At 66.9% G+C, this 16,136-nt stretch carries 17 protein-coding genes and 1 tRNA gene; 15 read left to right on the top strand and 3 right to left on the bottom strand.

Annotated features, from left to right (window positions below):
- Both WBV89_RS03735 and holA read left to right on the top strand, forming a co-directional pair.
- Positions 1-877, top strand: an 877-nt coding sequence (locus WBV89_RS03735) for a ComEC/Rec2 family competence protein (protein ID WP_423980000.1), incomplete at its 5' end; no start/stop codon positions are given.
- Positions 852-1,808, top strand: a complete 957-nt coding sequence (holA, locus tag WBV89_RS03730) for a DNA polymerase III subunit delta (protein ID WP_423979999.1) — start codon at positions 852-854, stop codon at positions 1,806-1,808. The genes WBV89_RS03735 and holA, both read left to right, overlap by 26 nt.
- Before the next feature lie 89 nt (positions 1,809-1,897).
- Here the strand turns inward: holA and rpsT are convergent, their stop codons facing one another.
- Entirely contained in the window at positions 1,898-2,149 is a 252-nt protein-coding gene (rpsT, locus tag WBV89_RS03725; protein ID WP_423979998.1) for a 30S ribosomal protein S20, read from the bottom strand.
- 157 nt (positions 2,150-2,306) lie between these two features.
- Between rpsT and lepA the strand changes: the two genes are divergently transcribed.
- From lepA to WBV89_RS03680, 9 genes are all read left to right on the top strand, one after another.
- The gene (gene lepA / locus WBV89_RS03720; protein ID WP_423979997.1) at positions 2,307-4,106 is read left to right on the top strand and encodes a translation elongation factor 4; all 1,800 of its coding nucleotides are present in this window, start codon (positions 2,307-2,309) and stop codon (positions 4,104-4,106) included.
- Positions 4,107-4,291: 185 nt separating this feature from the next.
- The gene (locus WBV89_RS03715) at positions 4,292-5,629 is read left to right on the top strand and encodes a cryptochrome/photolyase family protein (RefSeq protein WP_423980001.1); all 1,338 of its coding nucleotides are present in this window, start codon (positions 4,292-4,294) and stop codon (positions 5,627-5,629) included.
- A gap of 16 nt (positions 5,630-5,645) precedes the next feature.
- Complete coding sequence (hrcA, locus tag WBV89_RS03710) at positions 5,646-6,641, top strand: heat-inducible transcriptional repressor HrcA (protein WP_423979996.1); 996 nt, start codon at positions 5,646-5,648, stop codon at positions 6,639-6,641.
- Between the two features lie 42 nt (positions 6,642-6,683).
- Entirely contained in the window at positions 6,684-7,826 is a 1,143-nt protein-coding gene (gene dnaJ, locus WBV89_RS03705) for a molecular chaperone DnaJ (RefSeq protein WP_423979995.1), read from the top strand.
- Positions 7,827-7,836: 10 nt separating this feature from the next.
- On the top strand, positions 7,837-8,514 hold the full coding sequence (locus tag WBV89_RS03700; RefSeq protein ID WP_423979994.1) for an RsmE family RNA methyltransferase: 678 nt from the start codon (positions 7,837-7,839) through the stop codon (positions 8,512-8,514).
- A gap of 115 nt (positions 8,515-8,629) precedes the next feature.
- Complete coding sequence (locus WBV89_RS03695; RefSeq protein WP_423979993.1) at positions 8,630-9,148, top strand: transcriptional regulator; 519 nt, start codon at positions 8,630-8,632, stop codon at positions 9,146-9,148.
- Positions 9,149-9,188: 40 nt separating this feature from the next.
- The gene (hemW, locus tag WBV89_RS03690; protein WP_423979992.1) at positions 9,189-10,283 is read left to right on the top strand and encodes a radical SAM family heme chaperone HemW; all 1,095 of its coding nucleotides are present in this window, start codon (positions 9,189-9,191) and stop codon (positions 10,281-10,283) included.
- A 65-nt stretch (positions 10,284-10,348) separates the two neighbouring features.
- Positions 10,349-10,422 (top strand) — tRNA-Val (locus WBV89_RS03685).
- Positions 10,423-10,573: 151 nt separating this feature from the next.
- The gene (locus WBV89_RS03680; RefSeq protein WP_423979991.1) at positions 10,574-11,110 is read left to right on the top strand and encodes a CarD family transcriptional regulator; all 537 of its coding nucleotides are present in this window, start codon (positions 10,574-10,576) and stop codon (positions 11,108-11,110) included.
- Positions 11,111-11,140: 30 nt separating this feature from the next.
- Here the strand turns inward: WBV89_RS03680 and WBV89_RS03675 are convergent, their stop codons facing one another.
- Complete coding sequence (locus tag WBV89_RS03675) at positions 11,141-11,851, bottom strand: endonuclease/exonuclease/phosphatase family protein (RefSeq protein WP_423979990.1); 711 nt, start codon at positions 11,849-11,851, stop codon at positions 11,141-11,143.
- A 78-nt stretch (positions 11,852-11,929) separates the two neighbouring features.
- Here WBV89_RS03675 and WBV89_RS03670 point away from each other — a divergent pair, with 78 nt between their 5' ends.
- Both WBV89_RS03670 and WBV89_RS03665 read left to right on the top strand, forming a co-directional pair.
- Positions 11,930-12,868, top strand: coding sequence for an NAD(P)-dependent oxidoreductase (locus tag WBV89_RS03670; protein WP_423979989.1), 939 nt, complete (start codon positions 11,930-11,932; stop codon positions 12,866-12,868).
- Positions 12,869-12,954: 86 nt separating this feature from the next.
- Positions 12,955-13,323: an FKBP-type peptidyl-prolyl cis-trans isomerase gene (locus WBV89_RS03665; protein ID WP_423979988.1), complete on the top strand. Its 369-nt coding sequence runs from the start codon at positions 12,955-12,957 to the stop codon at positions 13,321-13,323.
- 96 nt (positions 13,324-13,419) lie between these two features.
- Here the strand turns inward: WBV89_RS03665 and WBV89_RS03660 are convergent, their stop codons facing one another.
- Positions 13,420-14,253, bottom strand: a complete 834-nt coding sequence (locus WBV89_RS03660; RefSeq protein ID WP_423979987.1) for an SDR family NAD(P)-dependent oxidoreductase — start codon at positions 14,251-14,253, stop codon at positions 13,420-13,422.
- A gap of 102 nt (positions 14,254-14,355) precedes the next feature.
- On the opposite strand from WBV89_RS03660, the gene folK reads away from it, so the two are divergent.
- Both folK and WBV89_RS03650 read left to right on the top strand, forming a co-directional pair.
- On the top strand, positions 14,356-15,204 hold the full coding sequence (gene folK, locus WBV89_RS03655) for a 2-amino-4-hydroxy-6-hydroxymethyldihydropteridine diphosphokinase (protein WP_423979986.1): 849 nt from the start codon (positions 14,356-14,358) through the stop codon (positions 15,202-15,204).
- A gap of 2 nt (positions 15,205-15,206) precedes the next feature.
- Positions 15,207-16,130 carry a glucosyl-3-phosphoglycerate synthase gene (locus WBV89_RS03650; RefSeq protein WP_423979985.1) on the top strand — a complete coding sequence of 308 codons (924 nt, stop codon included), beginning with the start codon at positions 15,207-15,209 and terminating at the stop codon, positions 16,128-16,130.
- Positions 16,131-16,136 lie beyond the last annotated feature (6 nt).

Below are 16,136 nucleotides of genomic sequence, written 5' to 3'. Positions count from 1 at the left end.
GATCGAACGAGCATCCGAACGCCTCCCGGCGGCCGACGGTGCGCTCTTCCGGGGCTTGGTCGTCGGAGATGATCGGGATCAACCGCCCGAGATGATCGATCGATTCCGCGCGAGTGGGCTGTCTCATCTGACCGCGGTGTCGGGTCAGAACGTGAGTTTTCTGCTCGCGGCCGCTGGGCCGCTGCTGTGTCGCCTCCGACCGTGGATGAGGTGGGCGGTCACGGTCGGACTGATCGCCTGGTTCATGGCGCTCACCCGCTACGAACCGTCGATCGTCCGGGCGGGCGCGATGGCCGCACTGTCGGCGACTGCGTTCGTGCTCGGTCGGGAGCGGTCACCGGTGCGCATCCTCGCGGTCGCGGTGCCCGGGCTCGTGCTGATCGATCCGCTGTTGGTGTGGTCGGTCGGCTTCTGGCTCTCGGTGGGAGCGACCCTGGGCGTGATCGGACCTGGTCCGTGGATCGCACAGCACCTCGCGCGCATCCGTGCGCTGCGGCTGTTCGCGCTGCCGATCGGGGTGACGCTGGGGGCGCAACTCGGGGTGATCGTTCCGAGCGTGCTCGTCTTCGGGCGCCTGCCGCTGGTGAGCATTCCGGCGAACCTGCTCGCCGTGCCGGTCGCCGGGATGGTGATGCTCTACGGCATGCCCGCCGGTCTCGTGGCCGGGTGGGTGCCTGCCCTGGCGTCGGTGCTGATGTTCCCGGCGCGCATCGCGACGCGCTGGGTCGACACCGTGGCCGTGCTCGGAGCCCGGCTCGAACCCGCTCCGTCCGTGCAGTGGGTCGGCTGGGTGATCATCGCGGTCGTCGTGGTCGTGCTGCTGTCGATTTCACGCAATACTGCCGAGACCCATGGCGATCTACCTGTTGACCGGTGACGACGAGTCCCTCGTGCGCACCGCCGTGTCCGACCTCGTGCACGATCTGGTCGGCGACGGTGACCGGTCGATCATGGTCGACGAGTTCGACGACGACGAGTACGAACTGCGCACGGTGGTCGACGCGGCGCAGACCATGCCGTTCCTGACCGACAAGCGGGTTGTCGTCGCGCGCAACGTCAGTCGTTTCAACGCCGACGACCTACCGGCACTGCTCGGCTATCTCGACAATCCGCTCGACACGTCGGATCTCGTGCTCGCGCAAGGTGGCGACGGTCGGATGTCGAAGAAGATCCTCGACGGCGTCACGGCGTCGGGAACGGTCATCGCGACCGCTCCGCCCAGGAAGGCCGGTGATCGCGCCGGGTGGGTCCGCGAGCAGATCGACCACGCCGGTCTGTCGATCGACCCCCGGGCGATCCAACGGCTGACCGCATGGCTGGGCGAGGAGCCCGCTCGTCTCGACGGTGTGCTCGGCACCCTGCGCGGGGCGTTCGGCGAAGGTGCGCGGCTTGGCGAGGACGACATCGAGCCGTTCCTCGGCGAGGCCGGGGGAGTGCCGCCCTGGGACTTCACCGATGCGATCGCGGCCGGTGACACCACGAAGGCGCTGACCTTGTTGGGGCGCATGGTGCACGGTGGCAAGCGTCATCCGCTGCAGATCATGTCGACCCTGCACAACCACTACGCGTCGTTGGCGCGCCTCGACGGGGCGAACGCCCGCACCGAGCAGGATGCCGCTGCCGCGACGGGCCTCAAGGGCTTCCCGGCGAAGAAGGCGCTCCAGAACTACAACCGGCTCGGAGCACGTTCGACCAAGCGGGCGATCGAGTTGCTCGCTCAGGCAGATCTGGATCTACGCGGGGCGAAGGTGCTCGATCCGGAGGTCGTGATGGAGGTTCTCGTCGCGCGGCTCTCGAAGCTGCGCTGATCGGGACGATCCGGTTCCGGCCGAGGTCGGTCCGAAAACGACGAACGGCGCCGCCCGGAGGCGACGCCGTCGTACCGAATCGGAGATGATCAGCTGGAGGTGGTCTGCAGCTGCTTCATCAGGCGGCTCTTCTTACGAGCGGCCGTGTTCTTGTGGATGACGCCCTTCGCGGCGGCACGGTCGATGCGTGCGATCGCTTCGCGGGTGGCGGCGCTGTCGACATCGCCTTCGGCCACGGCGCTCTTGACGCGGGTGCGCAGTTCGGCGCGGACGGCCTTGTTGCGCTCATACGACTTGGCGTTGGTGAGAATGCGCTTCTTCTGGCTCTTGATGTTTGCCATTTTCAGTCCTTGTTGCGGAGTGTCTTCGAGGGTTTCGGAGTTCGTGTGTCGTACAACGGATCGATGCAGGGATCCGCTTCGAACAGCCGTGAGACTCTATCGGCGCTCGGCGAGCGGTCCAACAAGCGTCGCGGGCCACCGATAGCGTTCGATCGACATGGCCAGCACGAACATCCCTCTCGAGCGGATCCGCAACTTCTCGATCATCGCGCACATCGACCACGGAAAGTCGACGCTGTCCGACCGGATCCTCGAGATCACCGGGGCCGTGCAGAGCCGGGACATGAAGGCGCAGTACCTCGATTCGATGGATCTCGAGCGCGAACGCGGGATCACGATCAAGGCGCAGAACGTGCGGGTGTCGTGGAAGGACCACACGTTCCACCTGATCGACACGCCCGGACACGTCGACTTCGGCTACGAGGTGAGCCGCTCGCTCGCCGCGTGTGAGGGCGTCGTCCTCGTCGTCGATGCCGCACAGGGGATCGAGGCCCAGACGCTGGCCAACTGCTATCTCGCCCTCGAGAACGATCTCGAGATCGTGGCCGTGCTCAACAAGATCGATCTGCCCGCCGCCGACGTCGACCGCTATGCCGGAGAGATCGAGACGGTGCTCGGCATTCCACGTGAAGAGATCATCCCGATGTCCGCGAAGACCGGCGTCGGTGTCCCCGATCTCCTCGACGCCGTGATCGAGCGGATCCCTGCGCCCGCTGGTGACCCTGACGCGCCGCTGCAGGGGTTGATCTTCGACTCGCAGTTCGATCAGTACCGGGGTGTGGTCTCGAGCATCCGGATCATGAACGGGACGATGCGCTCGGGCGAGAAGCTCGAGTTCATCAACGCGGCTGCGACTCACGAGGCGATCGAGATCGGTGCCCGCCGGCCCGAGCCGACCCCCGAGCCCGAGTTGGGTCCTGGCGAGGTCGGATACCTGATCGCGGGGATCAAGGACGTCGGCGACGCGAAGTCGGGCGAGACGGTGACGACCGCGGTCCACGGCTCGTCGGTTGCGCTCCCGGGTTATCGCGAGCCACTGCCGATGGTGTTCTCCGGGCTGTTCCCGATCGACGGTGACGACTTCGAGAACCTCCGCGATGCGCTCGGCAAGCTCAAGCTGAACGATGCATCGATCACGTACACGCCCGAGTCGTCGGGTGCGCTCGGGTTCGGGTTCCGCTGCGGATTCCTCGGCCTGTTGCACATGGAGATCGTGAAGGAGCGTCTCGAGCGCGAGTTCGATCTGGCGCTGATCGCGACCGCGCCGAGCGTGGAGTACCTGGTCACGACCACGGCGGGCGAGACGATCAAGGTCGACAACCCCGCCGACCTCCCGGAGGCCCAGAAGATCGACTACGTCGAGGAGCCGTTCTTCAAACTCTCGATCATCACACCGACCGACTACACGGGTCCGCTGATGGACCTGTGTCAGACACGTCGCGGTGAGATGAAGAAGATGGAGTACCTCTCACCCGAGCGCGTGGAGCTCGTGTACGAAGTTCCCCTCGCGGAGGTCGTCGTCGACTTCTTCGACCAGATGAAGTCGCGGACGAAGGGGTACGCCAGCCTCGACTATGAACTGGCCGGGTACCGGCGGAGCAATCTCGTCAAGGTCGATCTGCTGCTGAACGCGATCCCGGCCGACGCCTTCTCGACGATCGTGCACCGCGACAAGTCGTACGCCTACGGCAACCGGATGTGCGAGAAGCTCAAGGAGCTCATCCCGCGTCAGATGTTCGACGTCCCGATCCAGGCGGCGATCGGCGGCAAGATCATCGCCCGTGAGACGGTCAAGGCGAAGCGCAAGGACGTCACCGCCAAGTGCTACGGGGGCGACATCACCCGCAAGCGCAAGCTGCTCGAGAAGCAGAAGGAGGGCAAGAAGAAGATGAAGTCGATCGGCCGCGTCGAAGTTCCCGGCGACGTCTTCATCAGCGCCCTCAAACTCGACGACTGACCCCCCTCCGCCCCTGCACCCCTCCGACCAGCCCGCCCCCTCACCCCCCGACCCGCCCGCTCAACCGGGTGTTTCCGTCCGACCGGGCGGTTTGCGTTGCTGAAAGTCCCGCCGAAAACACCCGGATGGAGTGGATTGGATGGCGTGGGGTGGGGGACACTCCGGGGGTGGGGGAACGCAATGTGATGTGGTTCCGCCGGGACCTCCGGTTGGGCGACAACCCGGCGCTGCTCGCTGCGGCAGCCGACGGGGCCGAGGTCGTTCCACTGTTCGTGGTCGATCCGACGTTCGCGACGGCCGGTACGCCGCGTCGGGCCCTTCTCCACGACTGCCTGGTCGCGCTCGATACGTCGCTGCGGGAGACGGGCGGCATCGGACTCGTGATCCGCCACGGCGATCCGGGTGACGTCGTGCCCGCGATCGCGGACGAACTCGATGCCACCTCCGTGGTCGTCAGCCGTGACTACGCGCCGTACGGGCGACGCCGAGACGCCGGCGTGGCCGATTCGCTGGCCGATCACGACCGCACGTTGCGGGGCGTCGGATCGCCCTATGCCGTCGACCCGGGCCAGGTGCGCAAGGGCGACGGTGACACGTACTCGGTGTTCACCCCGTTCTCGAAGGTCTGGCGTCGGACCGGTTGGCAGCACCCGCATCCGGCGCCGGGGGACGACGTGCGGTGGGTCGGTGCGGGATCGACCGGGGTGGTCTCGGACCCACTGGGCGAGCGACCCGTCGCAGGCTGCACACTCCCGGAGGCGGGGGAGGGAGCTGCACTCGATCGGTGGCGGCGGTTCATCGACACGTCCGGTGCGTCCGACGGATCGTCACGCTCGGCCGTTGCGGCGTACGACGACCTGCGTGATCGCCCCGATCTGACGGGCACGAGCCGTCTGTCACCCGATCTCAAGTGGGGAACGGTCCATCCCCGCACGCTGCTGGCCGACCTCGACGCGTCCGGGTCCGGAGAGGAGGGGCACACGGTGTTCTCGAGCGAACTGGCATGGCGCGACTTCTACGCTGACGTGCTGTTCCGACAGCCCCACTCCGCATGGGAGAACCTCAATCCGAAGCTCGACACGATCGAGGTCGACACCGGCAAGCAGGGTGAGGAGAAGTTCGCTCGCTGGTGCGCCGGCAACACCGGATTCGGGATCGTCGACGCGGGGATGCGCCAATTGCTCGCGACCGGATGGATGCACAACCGGGTCCGCATGATCACGGCGAGCTTCCTCGTGAAGGACCTCCATCTGCCGTGGCAGTGGGGAGCGCGATGGTTCATGGACCACCTCGTCGACGGCGACCTCGCTTCCAACAATCACGGCTGGCAGTGGGCGGCGGGGACCGGAACCGATGCAGCGCCCTACTTCCGTGTGTTCAACCCGACGCTCCAGCAGGAGCGCTACGACCCCGACGGTGCCTATGTCGAGCGGTGGGTCGAGGACCCGAGCGAACCGATGTTGGACCACCGGGTCGAACGGACCGAGGCGTTGCGACGCCTGAAGGCCGTGACCGGTCGATAGGTAGACTCGTCACACGATGTTGGACGACCGCAAGACAGCGATTCTCGCCGCCGTCGTGCAGGAGTACATCGCCACGGCGCAGCCCGTCGGATCGGCCAGCGTCGCTCGGACTCCGTCGATCCAGGTGTCACCGGCGACGGTGCGCAGCGAACTCGCCGTGTTGGAGCAGGAAGGATTCCTCGTTCAGCCGCACACGTCGGCCGGTCGGATACCCACCGACAAGGGCTATCGATACTTCGTCGACAACCTGGCCACGCCGGGTCGTCTGGACCGCACGAGCCAACGCCAGGTCGGTGAGTTCTTCTCCGCCGCACACGGCCGTCTCGAGGAGATGCTCCACCAGACGTCGAACCTGCTCGCGGATCTCACCCACAGTGCGGCGGTGGTCGTCGGCCCTCGCCCGGAAGCGGTCGAGGTGCGCAGGGTCCAACTCGTCGGACTGTCCGATCTCGCCGCGACCGTGGTCGTCGTGTTCGTGAACGGTTCGGTCGAACACGTCACGCTCGACCTCGTCGACGGAGACGACGACGACCGGCTCGCCGCGGCGAGCGCCCATCTGTCGTCGCAACTCGATGGACAGGTCCTCGGCGGGCTCCACGACGTGGCCGCGTCGGGCGACGCGGAGGTTGATCGGCTGAGCAACGCCGCGCTCGAGCGGATGCACACGATCGCGGCGGCCGAGCATGTCTACACCGGCGGTGTGTCGGAAGTCGCCAAGGCATTCGACGCGGTCGAGATCGTCCGGTCCGTGCTCCACACGCTGGAGCAGCAGTTCGTCGTGGTCTCGCTCGTGTCCGACATCGTCAATCGGGGAATGTCCGTGGCGATCGGGATCGAACACGGCGTCGAACCCCTGTCGGCGTGCTCGGTCGTGGTCGCGCCCGTGGTCGTGGAGGGCGAACATGTCGGTTCGGTCGGGGTGCTCGGCCCGACGCGGATGAACTATCCCCAGGCGCTCGCGACCGTCGACGTGGTCAGCGAACAGCTCGGGCATCGCATCGAAGACCGCTGAGGGGTCGCAACGCCCGCCATTTCCGGCATCCTGTGAGCCGTCATGGCTGACTTCTACGACCTCCTCGGTGTGTCCCGCTCGGCATCGGCCGACGAAATCAAGAAGGCGTACCGCAAGCGCGCCCGTGAGCTGCACCCCGACGCCAACCCGGACGATCCCACCGCCGAAGCACAGTTCAAGGACCTTGCTCGCGCCTATCAGGTGCTCTCGGACGACAGCCAACGCTCCCGCTACGACCAGTTCGGCGAAGCCGGTGTCGGTGGCGGTACCGGCGGCGGTGGACCCTCGGCCGAGGACATGTTCGGTGGCGGATTGGGCGACATCTTCGAGACCTTCTTCGGTGGCTCCGGTGGTGGAAGTCCGTTCGGCGGCGGACGCCAGCGGGGGCCGTCGGGCCCGCCGCGTGGACAGGACGTCGAGGTCATCGTCGATGTCGACTTCGTGCAAGCGGTGTTCGGCGACCAGATCGACGTCGAGTTGAAGCTTCCCGTGCGTTGTGACACGTGTGACGGTTCGGGTGCGGGCGAGAACACCCAACCGGTCCGTTGCAGCGAGTGTGACGGTTCGGGCCAGGTGCAACGGGTGCGACAGAGTCTCCTCGGCCAGATGGTCACCGCCAGCCCCTGCCAGCGTTGCGGCGGGCTCGGCGAAGTGATCGCGTCTCCGTGCGCCTCGTGTCGAGGTGAGGGCCGGGTCACCGAGGACGTGACCTACAAGGTCGACATTCCCGCAGGCGTCGACACCGGATCGACGCTGCGCCTGACCCGACGCGGAGCCGCAGGTCCGCGTCGCGGAGCGAAGGGTGATCTGTACGTGCATCTTCGGGTGCGCCCCGACGAGACCTACACCCGCGACGGCGACGATCTGGTGACCGAGGTCCCGATCTCGATCGCTCAGGCGGCGCTCGGCACGTCGATGGAACTCGAGACGCTGGACGGCACCGAGGACCTGGTGATCCCTCCGGGGACCCAACCGGGCCGCGAGTTCGTGTTGAAGCAACGCGGCGTGCACCGCCTGCAGGGCCGTGGTCGGGGCGATCTGATCGCCCGCGTCCGCGTCGACGTCCCGACGAAACTGTCGGACGACGAGGTGGACATGTTGAGCGCGTATGCGGCGGGCCGCGGCGAATCGGTCGGGAACGGCAAGGAAGGGTTGTTCTCGCGGATCAAGTCGGCGTTCAACTGAGGTGACCGTGATGGCTGACGATCGACGTCGAGCATCGTCCCACGTCCTGCTCGGCGACATCGGTGGGCAGATGATCGCTCTCGATGACGATGTGGAACACCACCTGCGTCGGGTGCTCCGGTTGCGTGACGGCGACGACGTCTCGGTCACCGACGGCGCGGGGAGTTGGCGGATGTCGCGGGTGCGGCTGTCCGGATCGACGCTGTCCCTCGAGGCGGTCGGTGAGATCGTCGTCGAGGAGCGGTCCGATCGGTTCACGCTCGCGACGGCGATCCCGAAGGGTGATCGGGTCGACTGGCTCGTGCAGAAGACGGTGGAGATCGGTGTCGATCGGATCGTCTTCGTCGATGCGGAGCGCTCTGCAGTCCGTTGGAAACCGGATCGAGCGGTCAAGCAGCTCACCCGTTTGCGTCGGATCGCCGACGAGAGCACGCGGCAGAGTCGGCGTGTCTGGCGGACCGAGATCGACGGGCCGGTTCCGGCCGCGGAGTTGCTCGGCGACGCCGTGATCGCCGAGCCGGGGGGAGCGCCCGTGCGGGGTGACGAGCCACTCGTGGCGATCGGCCCAGAAGGGGGATGGACCGAGTCGGAGTTGGCTCTGTCACCGCGGCGGGTCGGGCTGGGATCGAACATTCTGCGGGTCGAGACCGCAGCTGTGGCGGTGGCAACACTCCGCGTGCTTTTATGACGATCCGTGGTGGTCGACGACCGAGCGTGTGAGTAGTCTGGCACGTCGGCGCGGCGCGATGCGGCCGAGATGTTCTCGCTCTCCACCCGAAACCGATGGGACGGCCCAGCAACCGATGACTTCCTTCGACGAAGACACTGCAGATTCCACGTACAGCCGCCAGGTCGGCGATCGACTGCGCGCGATCCGCAAGCAGAAGCGACTCTCGCTCCAAGAGGTCGAGGCACAATCCGAGCAGGAGTTCAAGGCCTCCGTGCTCGGGGCCTACGAGCGAGGTGAGCGGGCGTTGTCACTCCCGCGCCTCGACCGGCTCGCCCAGTTCTACAACGTGCCGATCGAGCAGTTGTTGCCGCGTGAGATCACCGGGTCGGAAACGGCCGCGCTCGAATCGCCGGTCAACAAGAAGTTGGCGATCAACGTGGCGAAGCTCATCGAGATGAACGGCTCACCGTTCGAGATGCTCGGGCGGTACCTCCGCCTGATCCAGGTGCAGCGCCAGGACTTCAACGGTCGCGTGATCACCGTGCGCGGCGATGACACCCGCGCGATCGCGGCGATGCTCGACGTTCCGGTCGACCAGGTCGGGTCGCGACTCGACTCGCTCGGCCTGCTGTACAACCGGCCGGCCGACTGAGCTCCCGCTCGCCCGACCGTGAGGTCGGTAGGTTGCCCCGGTGAGCGCATCGAGTCCCTCGAGTCCTTTCGGGGTGTACATCCACATCCCGTTCTGCGCGTCGAAATGTGACTACTGCGCGTTCGCCACGTGGACCGATCGTGGACACCTGATCGATCGGTATCTCGACTCGCTGCAGACGGAGATCGTACGTGCGATCGACGCGGGCATGCCGGTGGCGTCGACCGTGTTCGTCGGCGGCGGGACGCCGACACTGGTGTCGCCGGAGCGGCTCGCTTCGATCGTCGCGTCGATCCCGGTCGAAGCCGACGCGGAGATCACCGTCGAGTGCAACCCCGACGACGTCACCGTCGAGATGCTTCGCAGCTACCGCTCGGGAGGCGTCAACCGGGTCAGCATCGGCGTGCAGTCGATGTCCGCGCACGTGCTGGCAGCACTCGGGCGCACCCACGATCGGGACAACGTGTCCCGGACGGTGGAGGCGATTCGTTCGGTGGGGATGCCGTCGTTCAACCTCGACGTGATCTACGGCGCCGCCGGTGAGAGCGTCGACGACTGGCGCTCGACGATCCGCGAGGTGGTGGCCTTCGACCCGCCGCACGTGTCCGCCTACGGCCTCACGGTGGAGGCGGGAACTCCGCTCGCGACGCAACCCGACCGGCATCCCGACGACGACGATCAGGCGGACAAGTACGACATCGCCGACGAACTGCTGCAGGCAGCCGGCCTCGAGAACTACGAGGTCTCGAACTGGGCGCGGCCCGGGCACGAGTCACGGCACAACTTCCTGTACTGGCGCCAGCACGACTACCGCGGGTTCGGCTGCGCGGCGCACTCGCACCGCTCCGGGCGGCGTTGGTGGAACGTGCGCACTCCGGAGCGCTACATCGACCTCGTCGACGCTGCGGGCGACGTCGAAGCCTCGGCCGAGGTGCTCGACGACGAGACCCGTCGGTTCGAGCGGCTGCAGCTGCTGCTGAGGACCCGCGACGGCATCCCCGCCGACTCGTTCAGCCACGACACGCTGGTTCTGTTGGAGGGCCTCGTCATCCCCCATCCGGACGACTCGACGCGGGTGGTGCTGACGCATCGCGGACGGCTGATGGCCAACGAGATCAGCCTCCGCTTCGCCTGACCGAGAACCGTCGACGCGATCGGGTGTGCTCCGGCCGCGGCACTGGTAGTCTCGGTGCCCGCTGAGGGCGCATAGCTCAGTTGGTTAGAGTACCTGCATGACACGCAGGGGGTCGGGGGTTCGAATCCCTCTGTGCCCACCGGGAAAACCCCAGGTCGGACCTCGTACGCGCGAGGACCGGGCTGGGGTTTCTTCGTTTTCTGAGCACGCCGGTACCCTGGAGAGCCGCCGCGCGTTCGGCGACATCCCCCCACCGGCCCCGAGAGGCCACCCGAGAGGCGAGGTACTGCGTGAATTTCAAGAAGGGCGAAACCGTCATCTACCCCCAGCACGGCGCATGCGTCGTGCAGGGAACGAAGAAGATGGAGTTCTTCGGCGAGAAGCAGGAGTACCTGATTCTCAAGACCGTCATCAACGAGATGACCCTCAAGGTGCCCGTCGAGAAGACCGATGACGTCGGCGTGCGTCCGCCGGTCTCGGCCGACGAACTCGAGGACCTCGTGTCGGTGCTCGCAAAGCCTGATCCGCGCGTGCCGTCCAACTGGAGTCGGCGGTTCAAGAACCACCAGGAGAAGCTCAAGTCCGGTGACGTGTACCAGGTGGCCGAAGTGGTCCGAAACCTCGCTGCACGCAACCGTGACGCGTCGCTGTCGGCGGCCGAGCGCACGATGTACGAGCGTGCCCGCGTCAACCTGATCTCCGAGATCTCCCCGGCGCTGAAGGTGTCGGCCGAGGACGCCGAGATCTACCTCGACGAGGCCCTGGCCAAGGGCGTGCTCAAGGACGGCGAAGAGGACGAGCCGAAGAAGACCAAGAAGAAGAAGTAGGAACTCGACCTCGGGGACGCGACCTCGTCGCTATCCGAGTGAGAACCGGACGGTGAGCGGGAGGTGGTCCGAGAGTTCGGCCCACTCGTCGCCACCGGCGGGGGCCGACACGGAGACGTCGGTCGCCGTCGCAGGCACGAGCACGTGGTCGAGGTGATCCGTTGGCCGCTCGGATGGGTTGGTCGGGGGTGGCGGGAGCGCCTCGATCCCGGGGAGCAGATCGACGATCTCCGAGGTTCCGTGATCGTTGAAGTCACCGGCGACGACGGTCGGGGTGCCATCGCCGAATCGGCCGGCGATGGCGGTGATGCGTTCGGCCTCGGTGCGGCGCTGCTCGGCGAGATCGTGTGGCGAGAGGTGCACGTTGAACACGCGACACCGTGAGCCGTCGGGCCGCTCGACGACCCCCCATTGGACGATGCGGCGGCGGAAGGTCCGCATCGACTCGGCGTCGCTGACCCGGTCGTGATCCGGGTCGATCAACGTGTGCGGCGAGAGGATGGTCGCGCCCTCGGCGCGATCTGTCAGGAACGGACGCCACGGATGGTGCTTCTCGTGCCACTTGGAGCTCATGGTGAGTGCCGACGCGAGGCCATCGGAATGTGAGCGACGGGCCTCTTGCAGTACGACCACATCGGGAGATGAACCGCGGATGACCTCGGCGATCCGACCCAGATCCGTCGGTTTCGCGCCCTGGATGTTCCAGGTCAGCACCGTCCATTCGCCGCCACCGGTCTCCACCGGCTCATCATGGCATCAAACCTCGGCTGGACACGCCGTGTTCGATGATCCGACCGCGAAGCGTGTCAGACTCCCCACATGGATGATGACGAGACCACCGGCACGGTCGATGAGAGCTCCGATGGATCGGTCGATGCCATCGGGTCCCAGCGGGTCGCCTTCCTCGGCATGGGCGTGATGGGAGCCCCGATGGCGCGACATCTCGCTCGTGCCGGCCATTCGGTGACCGTGTACAACCGCACCGCTGCCAAGGCGCTTGCGTGGGTGGCACTGAACGGACATGGGGCCTCACCCACCCCGGCAGAGGCCGCCGAGGACGCCGACGTCGTGATGATGTGCGTGGGCAACGATGACGACGTCCGCGAGGTCGTGCTCGGCGATCACGGGGTGCTCACGACGATGCGCGCGGGCACGGTGTTGGTCGATCACACAACTGCCTCGGCCGGCGTGGCGCGTGAGCTCGCAGCCGCGTGTGCGGCGCGGGGGATCGGATTCGTCGATGCCCCGGTCTCGGGCGGACAGGCGGGAGCCGAGAACGGCCAACTGACGGTGATGTGCGGCAGCGACGAGGTCGAGGTCTTCTCGCGCGTCGTCCCGCTGATCTCGGCGTACGCGAAATCGGTCGTGCGCCTCGGGGACGCGGGCGCGGGCCAACTGACGAAGATGGTCAACCAGATCTGCATCGCCGGAATGGTCCAGGGGCTTGCCGAGGGTGTCAACTTCGCGCAACGCGCGGGTCTCGATGTCGATCAGGTCGTGAACGTGATCGGCAAGGGAGCGGCACAGAGCTGGCAGATGGACAACCGGGCGCGGACGATGGCGGACCAGCAGTTCGACTTCGGGTTCGCCGTCGACTGGATGCGCAAGGATCTCGGGATCGTGCTCGACGAGGCGAACCGCAACGGTGCTCGGCTTCCGATCACCGCACTGGTCGACCAGCTCTACGCCCAGGTCCAGCAACGCGGGGGCGAGCGATGGGACACGTCGTCGCTGATCGACCTGCTCGCCAACCCCTGAGGCGCAGGCGAGGAGGACCGCTTTCGCCCAGCGCGTCGGTCGACAGCCCATCGTCGATCGGTGATCGCCGGGGTAGTTTCGAGTGGATGCGCAAGCCCGACGTGATCATTCCCGACGAGAACCCCCCGAGCGAGCTGGTCATCGACGACCTCATCGTCGGCGACGGCCACGAGGCCACGGCCGGGCAACACGTCAACGTGCACTACGTGGGAGTGTCGTGGTCGACCGGCGAACAGTTCGACGCCTCGTGGGATCGCATGGAGCCGTTCAGCTTCGGCCTCGGTCAGGGCCAGGTCATCCGCGGCTGGGACGACGGCGTCGAGGGGATGAAGGTCGGCGGTCGTCGTCGTCTGACCATCCCGGCCGACCTCGGTTACGGCGCAGCGGGTGCGGGTGGCGTGATCGCGCCGAACGAGACGCTCGTCTTCGTCGTCGACCTGCTCGGCGTGCGCTGACCCGCGCCACCGCCCCAGCATCAACCCCCGCCGTTCGCGTGAGGAGTGTGCGGTCGGTGGGCGCACAGACCTCACGCAAACGACGATGGCGCAGTCCTAGAAGATCGTGTAGCCGCCGTCGACGCAGATCTCCTGGCCGGTGTGATACGTCTGGGTCGGGTCGGCGAGAAAAGCTCCGACGGCACGGAACTCGGCCGGATCCGCCCAGCGTCGAACCGGCGTCCGCTTGACCGTGGCGGTCCGGAACACATCGTTCTCGTAGCCGCCTGATGCCAGCTCGGTGATCGTCCACCCGGGGAGCAGCGAGTTGACGCGGATGCCGTGACGAGCCAGGCCGACGGCCAACGCTCGGACCAGGCCGTTGACGGCTGTCTTGGCGGTGCCATAGGCCTCGTTGCCGGCCGCGCCGTGGACCGCTGACGTCGACGACACCGCGACGAGGCTTCCGCCCGTTCCCTGCTCGACCATCGTGCGGGCCGCTTCGCGCAACGTAAGGAACACCCCGTCGAGGTTGACCGCCATCACCGACCGCCATTCCTCGAGCGACAGATCGAGGAACCGGGTGCCGGTTCCGCCACGTCCCGCATTCGCGAACAGCCCGTCGACGCTGCCGTGTTCGCTCGCCGTACGGGCCATCGATTCGCGCACCTGTACTTCATCGCTCACATCGCACACGTGCGCCGTGATCGTCGCTCCGGCCCCGCTGTCCGCTGCGATCCGCGAGAGGACGTCGACCGCAGCGCCGTTCTTGTCGGCGTTGCGGCCCCACACCGACACCGAACCGCCGGCCTGGGCGATCCCCTCGGCCATCCCGAGACCGATCCCACCGTTCCCTCCGGTGACCACGAACGAGCGCCCCGAGAGGTCGATCCGGCCGCTCGTTGCATTGGCGCTGGATGGGGTGGTCGAGTCGTCGGATGTGTTCGTCACGGTCCCGAGTCTGCCCGGTTGGGTGGGCCACGCGAGAGTCGACGGCAGGGCGAAACCGGCTGCCGCTGTGGGATCGACGGCCTGAGCGACCACACTGGTGACGTGACCGACCAGATCGAGATCAGCGGGCTCCGAGCAGTCACCATCGTCGGAGCACTCCCTCACGAACGAGAGATCCCCCAACCGCTCCAGATCGATCTCTCCTTCGACGTCGATCTGCACGATGCGGGCCGGACCGACGAACTCGGCGACACCGTTCACTACGGCCTCGTCGCCGATCGGGTGATCGCGGTGGTCGAGGAATCGAAGGACCAACTCCTGGAGCGACTCGTGGCCCGGATCGCCGATGAGGTGCTCGCGTTCGACCGGGTCGAAGCCGTCGACGTCCGCCTGACCAAGCTCCGCCCGCCGATCGCCGTCGACGCCACCTCGACCTCTGTCCGCATCCGTCGGACACGTGCCGAGGCAGAGATGCCGGCACACACCGCGCACACGGCGTACGTCGCACTCGGTTCGAATCTCGGCGACCGCGAGGGGTACCTGCGGCTGGGCGTTGGGGGACTCGGAACGGTGACCGCGATGTCGGACGTCTACGAGACCGAACCGGTCGGTGGCCCGGATGACCAGGGACCGTTCCTGAACATGGTGGTCGAGATCGAGACCTCGCTCGACCCGTCAGCACTGCTGCGACGATGCCAGCGAATCGAGGCCGAGGCGATGCGGCAACGGATCGTGCACTGGGGCCCGCGCACGCTCGACGTCGACATCGTGCTGTTCGACGGGGTCACGATGTCCAGCGGTGACCTCACGATCCCGCATCCGAGATTCGCCGAGCGGGCGTTCGTTCTCGCGCCGCTGTCGGATGTCGCACCCGACCGGTGTCCCCCCGGATGGGAGACCTCGATCGGTCGGGACGGGATCCGTCGGGTCGGGCCCCTGTCGATCGGGTGACGATGGCGGATCGAGAGCGCGGAGTCCGAACTTTCGCGACCGTCGACCGACTCGACGCCGCGGCGGTCGCAGCGGTGATCGAAGCGAAAGCCGGTCGAACGATCTCGGTGTGCATCCCGTGCCGGGACGAGGCGGCCACGATCGGCCCGCTCGTGTCGATCATCCGTCGCAACCTGATGGAGGAACAGCCGGTCGTCGACGAGCTGATCGTTCTCGACGACCGCAGCACCGATGACACGGCGCGCGTCGCAACGAGTGCAGGGGCGCGGGTCGTGTCGATCGACGACGTGCACCGGGAGCACGGCGGCGGGCACGGCAAGGGCAACGCACTCTGGGCAACGCTCGTCGTCAGCCGGGGCGATTTCGTCGTGTGGTGCGATGGCGACGTCACCAGTTTCGAGCCCGACTGGGTGGCCAAGCTCGTCAGCCCGTTGCTCGATGACCCGACGGTGGCGCTGATGAAGGCGCTGTACCACCGGCCGACGAACTACGGCGGCGGCGGGCGCACGACCGAGCTCGTGGCACGTCCGTTGATGTCGCGCTACTTCCCGAACCTCACCGGTCTTGCTCAGCCGCTGTCCGGCGAGTACGCAGGCCGACGGACGGTGCTCGAGCAGCTTGCTTTCGTGCAGGGTTGGGGCGTCGAGATGGGTCTGCTGATCGACATCGAACGGACATGGGGCGCCGATTCGATCGGGCAGGTCGACTTGGGCAGCCGTCTCCATCGTCATCGTTCACTGCACTCGCTGTCGGTGCAGGCGGCCGAGGTGATGGCGACCATGCTCGATCGAGCCGGGGTCCCCGCAGCTCTCGCGTCGTCCGAGGCCGAGCAGGTTCTCGAACGCGCCGACGGCTCGGTCGTCCCGCTCAACCTCTCGTCGCGTCAACCCGTCGCCTCGTTCGATTCCGGCGGACGTCCGTCGTGAGCGGCG

It is taken from the genome of Ilumatobacter sp., assembly GCF_049588435.1.
Taxonomy (GTDB): Bacteria; Actinomycetota; Acidimicrobiia; order Acidimicrobiales; family Ilumatobacteraceae; genus Ilumatobacter_A.
Note: the sequence above shows the minus strand (reverse complement) of the source record. Positions and strands in the feature narration are given on the sequence as shown.

Coding starts and splice junctions, on each gene's coding strand:
- WBV89_RS03700 (WP_423979994.1), top strand. CDS start 7,837: ATGGCTGACGATCGACGTCGAGCATCGTCCCACGTCCTGCTCGGCGAC.
- dnaJ (WP_423979995.1), top strand. CDS start 6,684: ATGGCTGACTTCTACGACCTCCTCGGTGTGTCCCGCTCGGCATCGGCC.
- WBV89_RS03695 (WP_423979993.1), top strand. CDS start 8,630: ATGACTTCCTTCGACGAAGACACTGCAGATTCCACGTACAGCCGCCAG.
- WBV89_RS03650 (WP_423979985.1), top strand. CDS start 15,207: ATGGCGGATCGAGAGCGCGGAGTCCGAACTTTCGCGACCGTCGACCGA.
- holA (WP_423979999.1), top strand. CDS start 852: ATGGCGATCTACCTGTTGACCGGTGACGACGAGTCCCTCGTGCGCACC.
- rpsT (WP_423979998.1), bottom strand. CDS start 2,149: ATGGCAAACATCAAGAGCCAGAAGAAGCGCATTCTCACCAACGCCAAG.
- WBV89_RS03670 (WP_423979989.1), top strand. CDS start 11,930: ATGGATGATGACGAGACCACCGGCACGGTCGATGAGAGCTCCGATGGA.
- WBV89_RS03665 (WP_423979988.1), top strand. CDS start 12,955: ATGCGCAAGCCCGACGTGATCATTCCCGACGAGAACCCCCCGAGCGAG.
- hrcA (WP_423979996.1), top strand. CDS start 5,646: ATGTTGGACGACCGCAAGACAGCGATTCTCGCCGCCGTCGTGCAGGAG.
- WBV89_RS03715 (WP_423980001.1), top strand. CDS start 4,292: ATGTGGTTCCGCCGGGACCTCCGGTTGGGCGACAACCCGGCGCTGCTC.
- lepA (WP_423979997.1), top strand. CDS start 2,307: ATGGCCAGCACGAACATCCCTCTCGAGCGGATCCGCAACTTCTCGATC.